This window comes from Amycolatopsis sp. NPDC049252 (assembly GCF_043197175.1).
GTDB lineage: Bacteria > Actinomycetota > Actinomycetes > Mycobacteriales > Pseudonocardiaceae > Amycolatopsis.
On sequence record NZ_JBICSQ010000008.1, the window covers coordinates 23,708 to 36,379 of the forward strand.

At 71.2% G+C, this 12,672-nt stretch carries 15 protein-coding genes; 7 read left to right on the forward strand and 8 right to left on the reverse strand.

Annotated elements, in window-relative coordinates; translation table 11 throughout:
* Window positions 1-21 precede the first annotated feature (21 nt).
* Window positions 22-1,014 carry an Lrp/AsnC family transcriptional regulator gene (locus ACGFMK_RS13140; protein WP_392761576.1) on the reverse strand — a complete coding sequence of 331 codons (993 nt, stop codon included), beginning with the start codon at window positions 1,012-1,014 and terminating at the stop codon, window positions 22-24.
* Between the two features lie 115 nt (window positions 1,015-1,129).
* On the opposite strand from ACGFMK_RS13140, the gene ACGFMK_RS13145 reads away from it, so the two are divergent.
* From ACGFMK_RS13145 to ACGFMK_RS13155, 3 genes are all read left to right on the forward strand, one after another.
* Window positions 1,130-2,566, forward strand: coding sequence for an FAD-dependent monooxygenase (locus ACGFMK_RS13145; protein WP_392761579.1), 1,437 nt, complete (start codon window positions 1,130-1,132; stop codon window positions 2,564-2,566).
* Between the two features lie 103 nt (window positions 2,567-2,669).
* Window positions 2,670-3,287, forward strand: coding sequence for an NAD(P)-dependent oxidoreductase (locus tag ACGFMK_RS13150; RefSeq protein ID WP_392761581.1), 618 nt, complete (start codon window positions 2,670-2,672; stop codon window positions 3,285-3,287).
* Window positions 3,284-4,180 (forward strand): SDR family NAD(P)-dependent oxidoreductase, encoded by an 897-nt coding sequence (locus ACGFMK_RS13155; protein ID WP_392761583.1) that lies wholly within the window; start codon window positions 3,284-3,286, stop codon window positions 4,178-4,180. The genes ACGFMK_RS13150 and ACGFMK_RS13155 overlap by 4 nt, the downstream gene beginning before the upstream one ends.
* On the opposite strand, the gene ACGFMK_RS13160 is transcribed toward ACGFMK_RS13155, so the two are convergent.
* From ACGFMK_RS13160 to ACGFMK_RS13170, 3 genes are read right to left on the reverse strand one after another with little or no spacing between them, the layout of a single operon-like run.
* Window positions 4,170-5,159: an amidohydrolase family protein gene (locus ACGFMK_RS13160; RefSeq protein WP_392761586.1), complete on the reverse strand. Its 990-nt coding sequence runs from the start codon at window positions 5,157-5,159 to the stop codon at window positions 4,170-4,172. The genes ACGFMK_RS13155 and ACGFMK_RS13160 overlap by 11 nt on opposite strands.
* A 10-nt stretch (window positions 5,160-5,169) precedes the next feature.
* The gene (locus ACGFMK_RS13165; protein WP_392761588.1) at window positions 5,170-6,162 is read right to left on the reverse strand and encodes a 4,5-dihydroxyphthalate decarboxylase; all 993 of its coding nucleotides are present in this window, start codon (window positions 6,160-6,162) and stop codon (window positions 5,170-5,172) included.
* Entirely contained in the window at window positions 6,159-7,145 is a 987-nt protein-coding gene (locus ACGFMK_RS13170) for a 4,5-dihydroxyphthalate decarboxylase (protein ID WP_392761591.1), read from the reverse strand. Before ACGFMK_RS13170 ends, ACGFMK_RS13165 begins: the two co-directional genes overlap by 4 nt.
* Before the next feature lie 115 nt (window positions 7,146-7,260).
* Between ACGFMK_RS13170 and ACGFMK_RS13175 the strand changes: the two genes are divergently transcribed.
* Window positions 7,261-7,902 (forward strand): TetR/AcrR family transcriptional regulator, encoded by a 642-nt coding sequence (locus ACGFMK_RS13175; RefSeq protein ID WP_392761594.1) that lies wholly within the window; start codon window positions 7,261-7,263, stop codon window positions 7,900-7,902.
* A 5-nt stretch (window positions 7,903-7,907) separates the two neighbouring features.
* Here the strand turns inward: ACGFMK_RS13175 and ACGFMK_RS13180 are convergent, their stop codons facing one another.
* Window positions 7,908-8,363, reverse strand: a complete 456-nt coding sequence (locus ACGFMK_RS13180; RefSeq protein ID WP_392761597.1) for a MarR family winged helix-turn-helix transcriptional regulator — start codon at window positions 8,361-8,363, stop codon at window positions 7,908-7,910.
* A 65-nt stretch (window positions 8,364-8,428) separates the two neighbouring features.
* Between ACGFMK_RS13180 and ACGFMK_RS13185 the strand changes: the two genes are divergently transcribed.
* Together ACGFMK_RS13185 and ACGFMK_RS13190 are read left to right on the forward strand one after the other, a co-directional pair.
* Window positions 8,429-9,286, forward strand: a complete 858-nt coding sequence (locus tag ACGFMK_RS13185) for an alpha/beta fold hydrolase (protein ID WP_392761600.1) — start codon at window positions 8,429-8,431, stop codon at window positions 9,284-9,286.
* A gap of 68 nt (window positions 9,287-9,354) precedes the next feature.
* Complete coding sequence (locus ACGFMK_RS13190; RefSeq protein WP_392761603.1) at window positions 9,355-9,816, forward strand: phage tail protein; 462 nt, start codon at window positions 9,355-9,357, stop codon at window positions 9,814-9,816.
* Here the strand turns inward: ACGFMK_RS13190 and ACGFMK_RS13195 are convergent.
* The 3 genes from ACGFMK_RS13195 to ACGFMK_RS13205 form a co-directional block, all read right to left on the reverse strand.
* The gene (locus tag ACGFMK_RS13195; protein WP_392761605.1) at window positions 9,800-10,435 is read right to left on the reverse strand and encodes a Fic family protein; all 636 of its coding nucleotides are present in this window, start codon (window positions 10,433-10,435) and stop codon (window positions 9,800-9,802) included. The two genes, ACGFMK_RS13190 and ACGFMK_RS13195, sit on opposite strands and share 17 nt — an antisense overlap.
* Window positions 10,432-10,644 (reverse strand): hypothetical protein, encoded by a 213-nt coding sequence (locus tag ACGFMK_RS13200; protein ID WP_392761608.1) that lies wholly within the window; start codon window positions 10,642-10,644, stop codon window positions 10,432-10,434. Before ACGFMK_RS13200 ends, ACGFMK_RS13195 begins: the two co-directional genes overlap by 4 nt.
* A gap of 423 nt (window positions 10,645-11,067) precedes the next feature.
* On the reverse strand, window positions 11,068-11,847 hold the full coding sequence (locus ACGFMK_RS13205; RefSeq protein WP_392761611.1) for an oxidoreductase: 780 nt from the start codon (window positions 11,845-11,847) through the stop codon (window positions 11,068-11,070).
* Window positions 11,848-11,922: 75 nt separating this feature from the next.
* Between ACGFMK_RS13205 and ACGFMK_RS13210 the strand changes: the two genes are divergently transcribed.
* Entirely contained in the window at window positions 11,923-12,543 is a 621-nt protein-coding gene (locus ACGFMK_RS13210) for a glyoxalase (RefSeq protein ID WP_392761613.1), read from the forward strand.
* The last annotated feature ends 129 nt before the right edge of the window (window positions 12,544-12,672 follow it).

Below are 12,672 nucleotides of genomic sequence, written 5' to 3' on the forward strand. Positions count from 1 at the left end.
CCTCGATCGTCGGTGAAACTACTACCCCGGGCCGCGGACGAGCCCGGTGTGGCTTTGGTTCGCCGCCCGCTTGACCGTCCTGATCACCGGCGCCGTCTCGATGTGCGTGATGGCGGGCAGCTTGGCCACCCGCGTGGTCAGGTACCGGTACAGCTCCTGCTGGTCCGCGCACACCACGCTCGCGTACAGGTTCGTCGGCCCGGTCGTGGCGGCGGCGAACGCGATCTCCGGGTGCCCGGCCAGCGCGGTACCGGCCTCCTCCAGGTACGCGGGGGCGACCGAAAGCCACAGCAGCGTCCGGGTGCCGACGCCGAACAGGCTTCCGTCGACGTCGATGTCCAGGTACAGCACCCCGCGTTCGCGCAGCTCGGTCATCCGGCGCCGGACCGTCGTCGGCGACCAGCCGGTCAGCGCGGCCAGCCGCTCGAGCTCGGTCCGGCCGTCGGTGGCCAGCGCGGCCAGGAGCCTGCGGTCCCCGTCGTCGAGCCGCACCGGTCCCGGCCGGTGCGGCACCGGGAGCGGGCGCAGCCGCTCGATCGCCTGCTCGTCCAGCGAGCCGAGCTTGGCGACCAGGTTGTCCGGGCCGCCGTAGAACGCGTGCAGCACGGAGTGCGCGGTGACGCCCTCCACGCGTGGGGTGCGGGGAAGCTTGGCCAGCAGCAGCGCTTCGCTGTCGGCCACGCTCTCGGTGCGGACCGTGCAGGTGATCTCGGTGCCGCCGGAGCTGATGCTCACCCAGGACGTGTCGGGACGCCGGGCCAGCGCCTCGGCGACCGGGACCGACGCGGCGGGCGCGCACCGCACCCGCAGGAACCACAGCACCACCCCCAGCGCCGTCGGGTCGACCCCGCCGAGCACCCGCACCGCCCCGGCCGCCCGCAACCGGGCGTACCGGCGGGCGATGGTGCGATCCGACACGCCGAGAACGTCGGCGATCGTGCTGAACGGGGCCCGGCCGTTGATCTGCAGGGCGTGCACGAGCCGACGATCCAGCTCGTCGTAGTCGGATTCCACTACGCAAAGCGTAATCGGCGTCGGATACCGACGCAATCAAGCCGGTTTCTGGCTCCTCCGCGTCGGCCGGCGGAGCGTCGCTCTCGTCATGATCGGCACAACCAGGGGAGAATCCATGGACACCGAGGTGCTCGTCGCCGGCGCCGGCCCGACCGGCCTGACGCTGGCCAACGAACTGCGCGTGGCGGGGGTGCCGGCCGTGGTCGTCGACAAGCTGCCGCGGCGCAGCACGCTGTCGAAGGCGGGCGGCGTGCAATCCCGCACCCAGGAGGCCTTCGACCAGCGCGGCCTGCTGGAACCGTTGCTGGCCACCGGAAACCACCCGGCCGGCATCGCCCACTTCGCCGGGATCACGCTCCCGCTCACCCGCGGCCGGCACCGCCATCCGTGGCGGTCCATCCCGCAGGTGGTGATCGAAGGCTTTCTCGAAGAACACCTTGCCGCACACGGCATCCACGTGCGACGCGACCACGAGCTGACCGGCCTCACCCAGGACGAGGACGGCGTCACCGCGACGTTCGCCGGCGGCGGTGTCATCCGCTCCCGGTATCTCGTCGCCGCCGACGGCGGCCACAGCACGGTGCGGTCGCTGCTGGACGCCGAGTTCCCCGGCCGGCCGGGGACGGTGACCGTGGTCGCCGCCGACGTCCGGCTGAGCGGCGACGTCCAGGCGATGACGCACGCCCGGGGCGACGACGGGCACTGGGCGGCGGTGTTCCCGCTCGGCACCGACCCGCAGGGCAGGCCGCTGCGCCGGCTCTCGATGGGCGGTCCGGGCCGGTCGCTGCCCCGGGACGTCCCGGTCACGGAGGACGAGATCCGCGACGGGCTGCGCGCCGCCTTCGGCTCTCGCGTGGAACTGCTCGAACTGCGCTACGCCCGCCGCATCACCAACGCCGCCCGGCAAGCCGCGCAGTACCGGCACGGGCGCGTGTTCCTGGCCGGCGACGCCGCCCACGTGCACCTCCCGATCGGCGCGCAGGGCATGAACACCGGGATCCAGGACGCGCTCAACCTCGGGTGGAAACTCGGCGCCGCGGTGCACGGCTGGGCGCCGGAGCACCTGCTCGGCACCTACCACGCCGAACGCCACCCGGTCGCGGCCGCCGTGCTGCGCAACGTCCAGGCGCAGAGCCTCCTGATGGACCAGGAGGGCACCCGCGACCCGGACCTGCTGGCCACCAAGGACCTGTTCGCGGCCCTGACGCAACTGAGGGACGTGCAGTACCACCTCGACGACACGCTGTCCGGGATGGGCATCCGCTACCCGATGCCGGGCGACGACCGGCCGCGCGTCGGCCTTCCCGCGCCGGACCTGGACCTCGGCCCGGTCCGGTCGCACGAACTGCTGCGTTCCGGGCGCGGCCTCCTGATCGACCCGGACGACCGGTTCGCCAAGGTCGCCGCCCTCTGGCCGGACCGGGTCGACCGCGTGGGCCGGCACACCGCGGCCGAGCCGATGCTCATCCGCCCGGACGGTTACGTCTGCTGGGCCGGCGACCCGGACGACCTCGAACCGGCACTCGGTCACTGGTTCGGCGAGCCGCGCTGATCTCGGCGCGCGCTCGACCGGTCACGAGCCGATTCTGTGAGACACCTTGACTCATAGCGCACCGGCCGGGCATCATCAAGTTATGAGACAATCTGTTTCACAGATGCAGGTGGCGGTCCTCGGGGCCACGGGCGCCACCGGCCGTCACGTGGTGTCCACGGCGCTTCAGCGCGGGCACCACGTGGTCGCGCTGACCCGCCGGGCCGGAACGTTCGCGCCGAAGGCCGGTCTAGACGAAGTGACCTGGCCCGAGGTCACGGACGTCTCGGCCCTCACGCGCGCCCTGCCGGGCACGGACGTGGTGATCAGCGCGCTGGGCGGAGCGGACAAGGGGCCGACGACGGTCTGCACCGAGGGCATCCGCTCCGCGGTCACGGCGATGAAGGCGACGGGAGTGGCCCGCTTGGTCGCCGTCAGCGCGCACGGCGTGCTGGAGACCCACGACAGGTCGCTGTACTCCTTGGCCGTGTGGGCGAACGTGGCCGAGCGGATGCACGACAAGGAAACGATGGAGCAGCTCATCACCGCCTCCGGTCTGCAGTGGACGATCGCGCGGCCGCCGAAGCTGTCGGACCGCCGGCGGATCGGGAAGTACCGGGCCGGCACCGACCTGCCGATCCGGATGTGGAGCTCGGTCGGGCGCGCCGATCTCGCCGCGTTCCTGGTCGGCGAGGCCGAAACCCCGCAGTACACCCACGCCTGCCCGCGGGTGGTCCGATGAACGACCTGACGAAGAAGGTCGCCGTCGTCACCGGTGCGACCGGCGGCATGGGCCGGATCATCGCCGCCGACCTCGTCCGCGCCGGGGCGCACGTGGTCACCGTCGCCCGCGACCCGGCCCGTGCGGACGCCCTGCGCGCCCTGATCGGCGCATCGGCAGCGAACCGGCTCGACGTCATCCCCGGAGACCTGTCCCGGCGCGCGGACGTCGTGACCGCGGCGAAGACCATTTCGGACCGTTACGACCGGATCCACGTCCTCGTCAACAACGCCGGCGCGCACTACTCCGAGCACCGTCTGTCGGCCGACGGCGTCGAGATGCACATCGCCCTCGACTACCTCGCCGCCTACGGCTTCACCACCCTGCTGGACGAGCCGCTGCGACGCGGCCGGGCCCGCGTGGTGAACGTCGCCAGCGACACCCTCAACGACACCCGCCGGATCAAGCTCGCCGGCCGGCCCCGACCGGCGACCCTCGACCTGGCCGGCGTCGACGACCTCGCGCAACTCAATCCCGTCACCGGTTTCGCGCCGTTCGAGGCCTACGCGCGCGCCAAGCTCATGACCGTCACCGCCGGCTACGCCCTCGCCCGCAGCCTCGCCGCCGACGGAGTGACCGTCAACGCCCTGCACCCGGGGATCGTCGCCACCGACATCATCGACGACCTCGTGCCCCCGCTGCTCCGCCCGATGCGCGGACTGATCCGCCGGAGCATGCTCACCCCGGCCGAAGGCGCGAAAAGCGCGACACGCATCGCGACCGACCCGGCCCTGGCCGGTGTCACCGGCCGCTACTTCCGCCGTGACACGGAATCAAGCACCCCGCCGGTGTCCCACGACCCCACCACGCAGCGGCGGCTCCTCGCGCTGAGCGAGGCCCACTTCACCGCCTGATGGCGGAGCAAAGCCGGTCCCAGTTCCCCGAGGCGATCTTCAGCTGATCCACGTCACTTGTCTTTGCCTGGGCCAGAAAAGCGCGCGCCCCGCCCTCCGGTGGGGTGACGAAGGGGTAGTCCGTCGAGAAGAGGATGCGGTCGACGCCGACCACCTCGATCGCCCACCGCAGGTAGCGCCGGCTGAGGATGCCGCTGGGCGCCAGGTAGATGTTCGTGCGGAAGTAGTCGGAGACCGGTCGCTGCAGGCCGACGACGCCGTTCAGGGAATCGATGCGGTCCAGGTAGAACAGGACCATCTCACCCCAGTGACCGGCGATCACCTGCAGGTCGGGGAAGCGGTCGAACACGCCGCTCAGGATGAGGCGGAGGAGCTGGACGCCGCTGTCGTAGTGCCAGCCGATGCCGTGCGTGGCCAGCGCGGCGTCGGCACGGGTGCCGTATCCGCTGTAGTAGGCGCGGCGCACCGCCGGGGGCGGGGACTGCGGGTGCAGGTGCAGCGGCGCCCTGAGCGCGGCCGCCGCCTCGTAGATCGGCCAGAACGCCTGTTCGTCCATGGTGTGGTCCCTGGTGCGCCCGAAGACCATCGCGCCGTGGAGACCCAGCTCGGTCACCGCGCGTGCCAGCTCGGCGGCGGCCGCGTCGGGACGCGGGGTGGCCAGGGTCGCCAGGCCCTGGAAGCTGCCGGGACGGGCGCGGGTCACCTCGGCGAGCAGGTCGTTGGTGGCGGTCTGCAGCGCGACGGCGTCGGCCGGGGCCAGGTTCTGGACGCCCGGGGTGCTCAACGACAGCACCTGGACGTCGAGTCCCGCCTTCTCCATCTCGGCGAGCCGCTCGTCGCCGAAATCGGCCAGCCGGCGGGCGGAATCCCCTTGCGTGGACGGCGTCAGCGCCAGATCCTGCCACTCCGGGTCCAGCGCCCGCCAAGCCTCGACGACGTCGCGGGTCACGAAATGCTCTTCCAGGCCGATGACCTTCACGAGTTCTCCTTCACGTGTCGAGGAATTCGGGGGCGAACAGCTCTTCGCAGGTCATGCGCCGGGCCGACAAGCCCTGTTCGAAGTGGTACCTGAGGAAGGTGTCGAGCGTCGTGCGGTTCGCCGCGAGGCCGTAGGGCCACCAGTCGTCCGGGAACAACTCGGTGTTGCGCTCGAACAGCGCGTTCGCCCACGGGAGCATGGTGCGGACCTGGTAGACCCTGCGGCCGGCGCGATACCGTTCCAGGCCCGCGTTCTTGGCGGCGAGGTATCCGTTGTAGACGGTCCGCGCGAGGCCGGGGCGTTGCGCGACCGCCGACCGGGCGAGCACGACCGTGTGCATGATCGGGAAGATTCCGGTGCGGCGGAAGTAGTCCCGTTCCACGGCCTCGTGCTCGGGGAACAGCCGGGCGACGGCGGGCGATCCGTCCAGCACGCACCGCGGAGCGTTGGACGAGATGAGCGCGTCGATCTCGCCCGCCTCGAGCATCGCGCCGAGGGAGCGTCCGGGAGGCACTTCCTCCACGTGGACGCCCGCGGGGCGGACCTGGGGCACGAAGTCGAACGGCGGCATCGGGCGGTCCAGGCCGCCGATCACCCAGCGGCACTGGTCCGGGGTGACGCCGTAGTCGTCGGACAGGATGCCCTTGATCCAGATTCCCGAGTCCTGGCCGTACATCCCGAACTCCCCCACGGTCTTGCCGGCGAGGTCCTGCGGCCGGGAGATCCCGCTCGACGTGGTGACGAAGACGCAGGAGTGCCGGAACACACGGGCGGGAAACGCCGGTATCGCGACGAACGGCGCTTCACCGGCCTCGAGCGACCGGAGGTACACGGTCAGGCCGAGCTCCGCCGCGTCGAACTCCCGGCCGCGGACCATCCGGCGGAAGATGTCGGACGCGATGTCGGCGGTGGCGATCGTCGCCGGGGTTCCGTCGAAGGTGACGCTGCCGTCGAAAAGGGCCTGTGTGGTGTCGTACAGCATGGTGCCCACGCGCACGTTCATCGGCCGACCCCGGGGACGAAGATGTCCTCGGACGTGAGCAGCCGCCGCGACAGGCCCTGCTCGTGGTGGTACCGCAGGAAGGTGTCGACGGCCTTGCGGTTGGCGTCGAGGCCGTAGGGCCACCAGTCCTCGCCCAGCAGCGCGCGGTTCTCCGCGAACAGCTCGCTGAACCAGGGCGTGATCACGGCCATGTGCTGTTTCGCGGCGTTGGCCCGGTAGTGCTCCTGCACGATTTCCTTGGCCTGGCCGAACGCCCGGTAGACCGACTCGGCCAGGCCGGGCACTTCGGCCAGTTCCCGGCGGATCGCGACGACGTGCATCATCGGGAAGATGCCGGTGCGGCGGTAGTAATCCCGTTCCACCGTTTCGTAGTCGGTGAACAGCCGGCGGATCTTCTTCGTCGAGCCGTCGAGAACGCTCTGCGGGACGTCGACCGACAGCAGGGCGTCGATCTCTCCCGCTTCGAGCAGGGCGGCCAGCGTCTGGTCGTCGCCGGCGTGGCGGACGTGGACGCCGTCCGGGACCGGCTGCGGGATCCAGCCGAACGACGGGATGGGGTGGTCGGTGCCGCCGATCACCCAGTCGATCTGCTCGGGTTTCACGCCGTATTCGTCGGCCAGGACGCCCTTCACCCAGACACCCGGGTCGGAGCCGTACAGCGCGAACTCGCCGACGATCTTGCCCGCGAGGTCCTCCGGCCGCTCGATCCCGCTGTCGGCGTTCACGAACAGCGACGAGTGCCGGAAGTTGCGGTTCGGGAAGATCGGCAGGGCCAGGAAGGGCGACTCGGCCAGGTCGAACGAGCGCAGGAAGTAGGTCAGCCCGTACTCGGCGATGTCCAGCTCACCTTGGGCCATGCGCTGGAAGACGTCGGAGATCAGCGGTGACGTCTCCAGGGTGGCGTCGATCTTGACCCGCCCGTCGAACAGCGGCTCGGTGTGCTCGTACCGGTAGACGCCCAGCTTGGGCTTCCGGTCGGTCATGGCGGTCCTCCTCCGTCTCGCGGGGCCGTTTCCGTGAACGAACTTTCATTTTGAGGATGCCCCGGGACCCCTGCTATCGTCAAGGCGAATGACCGTTCACGGAAGCAGGTGACCCGTGCCCCGCATCACCGCCGAACGCCGGGCGGCGAACCGGTCGCAGATCGTGGCCGCGGCCCGTCGCTGCTTCTCGCGTGACGGCTTCCACCAGACGTCCATGCCCGACATCGCCGCCGAAGCGGGCGTGTCGGTCGGCGCCCCCTACCGCTACTTCGCCAGCAAGGAAGCGATCATCCTCGAGATCGCCGGCGACGCCTTCCGGGTGATGTTCGATCCCGTCGAGCACTTCGTCGACGCGGCCGGCGACGTGACGGTCGCCGACCTGGTCGCGGCGGCGATCGAGCCGGTGAGCGGTGACGTCGCCGTCGACGCGGCGGGCCACGCCGTCCCGGTCGACGAGCTCCTGCGCTGCGCCGTCCAGGCGTGGGGCGAACTGCTACGGCACGAAGGGCTGCGACAGCACGCCGAAGCGGGCTTCGAGCACGTGCGCGGGCGCATCGCGGACGCGCTGCGAAACGGCCGGCGGGCGGGCAGCGTGCCGGCCGACCTGGATCCCGACCGCGGCGCGCGGATCGTGATGGCCCTGCTGCACGGTTTTGTCCTGCAGTACACGGCTTTCGGGCTGGACGACACCGCCGGCTTCACCCGCGACGTCCGCATTGCGCTCGGCGACGCGGGCCTTCTCCGCAAGCAGCGCTGAGGGTTTCAGTCCTGCAGGTTCTCCGCGGTGAACGAGCGGCGCCCGGTCAGCTGGGCGAGGTGCGCTTCCAGCGTCTCCAGCTGCGCCGGCCCGATCCGGGCCGCCCAGCGGCTGCGCACGTCGTCGAACAGGGCGCCGCCGACGGTCATCAGCTCGTGGCCTCGAGCGGTCACCCGGACGCGCTTGCGGCGGGCGTCGGCCGGGTCGGGCTCGCGGTCGACATAGCCGAAATCCTCCAGGGTGGCGATCGTCTGCGCCGCGGCCTGCTTGGTGACCGACAGGCGGCGGCCCAGCTCGGAGGCGGTGTCCGCGCCCGCGTCCACGGCGCGCAGGGCGAACTCGTGCACCGGGCGGACGCCTTCGTGGCCGCGCTTCGCGAGCTCCACGTTCACCTCGTCGACCATCGAGTGGAACCCGCCGAGCAGCAGAAGCGCGAGCTCGGCGCCGCTGGACTGCGCCATGCGGCCGATTGTACGAGGCACGCCGATATGGACAAGTCACTTGTCTATCTTCTATAGTTCGACAAGTGACTTGTCTATCGATCGACCACCACCGCGTCAGCCTCAACGGCACCGAGCTGCACTACGTCGCCGCCGGCACGTCCGGGTCTCCTGTCCTGCTGGTCCACGGCTTCCCGGAGACCTGGTGGGTCTTCCACAAGCTGATCCCCCTGCTCGGTGAGCACCACCGGGTGTTCGCCGTCGACCTGCGCGGGTTCGGCGACTCCGCCACCGCCGGCCCGGAGCACGACAGCGCGACCGCGGCGCAGGACCTCATCGACCTGATCGGGTACCTGGACGCCGGCCCCGTCCACCTCACCGGCCAGGACGTCAGCGGCCCTGCGACGTTCCGCGTCGCCGCGACCCGCCCCGACCTCGTCCGCAGCTACGCCGGGATCGAGACCGCACTCCCGGGGTTCGGCGCCGAGGCGCTCGCCGACGTCACCCACGGCGGCGCCTGGCACATCGGTGTCCTCGCCGCCCCCGGCATCCCGGAGATGCTCCTCGCCGGACGCGAGCGCGCGTTCCTCGCCGACTACGCGATCCCGTCCCTCTCCGCGAGCCCCGACGCGTTCACCGACAGCGACATCGACGAGCTCGTCCGCTCCTACGGGCGCCCCGGCGCGTTCGCCGGGGCCGCCGGCCTGTACCGGTCCCTGCTCTCGGAGGGCGAGGAACTCCGGCAGCTCGCGGCCCGGAAGCTGGCCATGCCCGTGCTCGCGGTGGCGGCCTTCTCGGACCGCACCCCCGAGACCCTGCGGCAGGTCGCCGCCGACGTGACGGCGGTCCACATCGGAGGGATCGGCCACTACGTGGCGATGGAGGCGCCCGAACAGCTGGCCGACACCCTCCTGTCCTTCTACACGGACATCGACCGGAAATGACTATGCCCGGCGACGCGTCTACAGTCGCCACCAGCGCATACGCCGAGTTCGACTCCGGAGGAATCCGCATGACCTACGCCGTGGACTTCACGACCGTGTCGACGGTCGGCCTGGAATCGTCGCCGATCGCGGACGCCCTCGCCGGGCTGCGGGCGAACGAGGCCCGGTACTTCAAGAACAAGTTCGACCACGTCTTCACGGTCGAGCCCGCGAGCGACGCCGCGTCGACGGTCGAGTGGGTGCACCGGATCCTCAAGGAGGAGCGCGGCATCGTCATCGCCGCGCGCCCGCTGGAGGCGACCGCGTTCGAGGTCGAGGGCATCCGGATGGCCTACGTCTTCTACGAAGACGGCCTGTCGATCAACGTGATGTACACGATCGAGGACTCCGGGAAACGGGCGGTCGGGTTCAAGCTGTCGGACGGGATGGAGATCCCCGGGGAGCTGTCCGCGTTCAAGTTCGCCCGGCAGAAGTCGAAGCTGGCCGGCACCATCCGCGGCTCCTACTTCGTCATCAAGAACGAGTACTGACCCCGCGCCGGGCGGTGCTCGCGATGAGGACGGCCAGCAGACCGGCCGGCGCGAGCGCGTCCTCGGGATCGTCGGCGCGGCGCGGGACGCTCCGGACGGGACCCACCTGGTCGAGCGTGATCCCCGATCGCGCCAGCAGGAACGTGAGGGCCAGGAACGCGGAGCGGGCGTTGCCGTCGTCGAACGGGTGGACGAAGCAGACGTCGAGGTAGAGCCGCGCGGCGCGGGCGGGCAGCGGCGGGTCGGTTTCGTGGGCCTGCGCCAGGCATTGGTCGAACCGGCCGCGCAGCGAGGGGTCCACGCCGTAGCGTTCACGACCGCCTTTGGCGAACGCCGGCAGCGTCCGGAACGGCGCGTCGGCGGTGTCCAGGACACGGCACTGCCACGCGCTGAGCAACTCGAAGCTCAGCGTCGCACCGGCTTCGGCGTCGGCTCGGACGCACGCGAGGGCGTCGAGCAGGCGGGCGGCCCGCACCGGGTCACGGCGGTGGTCGCGGACGCTGACGTCGTGCACCGGCCCGTCGCGCACCGGGACGACCACCTCCGGCGGAATGCCGCGCACCTGGTGCCACGGAACGGAATCCCGGACGGACAGCCACGCCGCGAGGTGGTCGGTCACCCCGGGCCCGCGAACCGTCCGGCGACCTCGTCCAGGGCGCCGGGGTCCGGCGCGACCCAGCTTTCGAACTCGCCGGAGACGGCGCGCTCGACCTGCTCCTGGGCCGTTTCGGCGGGCACTCCCCAGCGGGTCAGGTACCAGGTGAGCACCTGCCGGCAGTGCAGATACCAGGCGTCCCCGGCGCCGGTCCGCTCGACGACGGCGTTCACCAGGTCGGCAGTGGCGCGTTCCGCACCCGGCGCGTCTTCCCACGGGTACCGGTCGAACCGCTCGGCCAGGTCCTCCAGCCAGCTTCGCCACTGGCAAAGGGCCTCCGCGACGCGGTTCAGCGTCTCGTCCGGGGTGGTGATCGAGTGGCGGGCGCAGCACCAGGCCGCGACCGGCCCGCCGCCGAGATCCCCTTCGTCGTGCGCCCAGCGCCAGCCCGAAGCCCACGCCCCGAAGTGGCCGGGTGATGGCCTGGTTCAGCTCGTCCACCCAGGCGGCGCCGTCGCGGGAAGGTACGCGAGCAGCGGGCGGGAGGGCCTTGACCGCGTCGAGCGCGGCGCCGGCGTCGAACGGGTGCCGCCGGGGATCGACGTCGTCCCAGGACAGGTCCAGGGGCAGGACGGCTTCGGTCATCACCGAGCATTTCACAGGGTGGGTGTCATACCGCCGTCGATGACGATGTCCGTGCCCGTCACGTTCGCCGCGCGGTTGCCGGCCAGCAGCAGCACCAGGTCGGCCACCTCTTCGGGCCGGGTGAACCGGCCGGTCACCGCGTCGCCCGCGGCCTGCTTCGCGATCGCGTCCGGGTCCAGGCTCTTGGCGCGGCCGACCGTCGCCGCGACACCCTCGTCGCCCAGCCAGAGGCCCGTGCTCACCGGGCCGGGGCTGATCGTGTTGACCCGGATCCCCTGGGGTCCCAGTTCCTTGGACAGCGACTTGCTGAAGTTGAGCAACGCGGCTTTCGCGGCGCTGTAGTCGATGACGAGCGGGTCCGGCAGCGACGCGTTGACCGACGCGACCGTGACGATGGTGCCGGCGCCCCGCTCGATCAGGTGCGGCACCGCGGCCCGGGTCGTGCGGACCGCGGCGAGGAAGTTGATCGTCAGCGCCGTGGTCCAGTCCTCGTCGGTGACGGACAGGAAACCGCCGGTGCGCGGCGTGACCCCGCCGACGTTGTTGACCAGGACGTCCAGGCCGCCGAACTCGCCGATCGCGACGTCCACCAGCCGCGCGGGACCGTCCGGGGCGGCGAGGTCGACCTGGACCGGCCGGACCGAGGTCAGCTCGGCGAGTTCGGGGGTGAGCGTGCGGGCGCCGGCGACGACGTGGACGCCCTCGGCGGCCAGCGCACGGGTGATCGCCAGGCCGATGCCCTTGCTGGCGCCGGTGACGACGGCGATCTTGCCGGACAGGTTCAGCTCCATGGTGCGTCACAGTGCACCCAGACCGATCAGGAATCAAGAAGCCCTGGTCACCGCCCCACGCCTAGCGTTACCGCCATGACCTCCATCGAATCTTTCACCCTCGAGGTGGCCGACCCCGCGGCCGCCGAACGCTTCTACACCACCGCCTTCGGCCTGGGCGACCGCATCCGGGTGCGCGCCTCGGAAGAACCGACCACCGGCTTCCGCGGGTTCACCCTCTCGCTCACCGTGTCCCAGCCCGCGAACCTCGACGCCCTGATCGGCGCCGCCCTCGAAGCCGGGGCGACGACCCTCAAGCCCGCCGCGAAGTCGATGTGGGGCTACGGCGGCGTCGTCCGGGCCCCGGACGGCACGATCTGGAAGATCGCGACCTCGGCCAAGAAGGACACCGGCCCCGCCACCCGCGAGGTCGACGACGTCGTCCTCCTGCTCGGCGTCACCGACGTGGCCGCGAGCAAGAAGTTCTACGTCGACCACGGCATCGCCGTCCGGAAGAGCTTCGGCCGGATGTACGTCGAGTTCGAGACCACCGGCCTCAAGCTGGGGCTGTACCGGCGCAAGGCGCTCGCGAAGGACGCCGGCGTCTCCCCCGAAGGCGAGGGATCGCACCGGATCGCGATCGTCGGCGGCGGAACGCCCTTCACCGACCCGGACGGCTTCGCCTGGGAGACCACGTCGATCGCGGCCGCGTCCTAACCCTGCGGGTAGAAGAGGAACAGCGCGCGCCGTCGTTGAACGTGCCCGGGTCCATCTCCAGCACCCCCGCGTGCGCGCCGCCCGGGTCCGTCCACAACGGACGGAACCGGATGCCGGGGAAAACCTCCC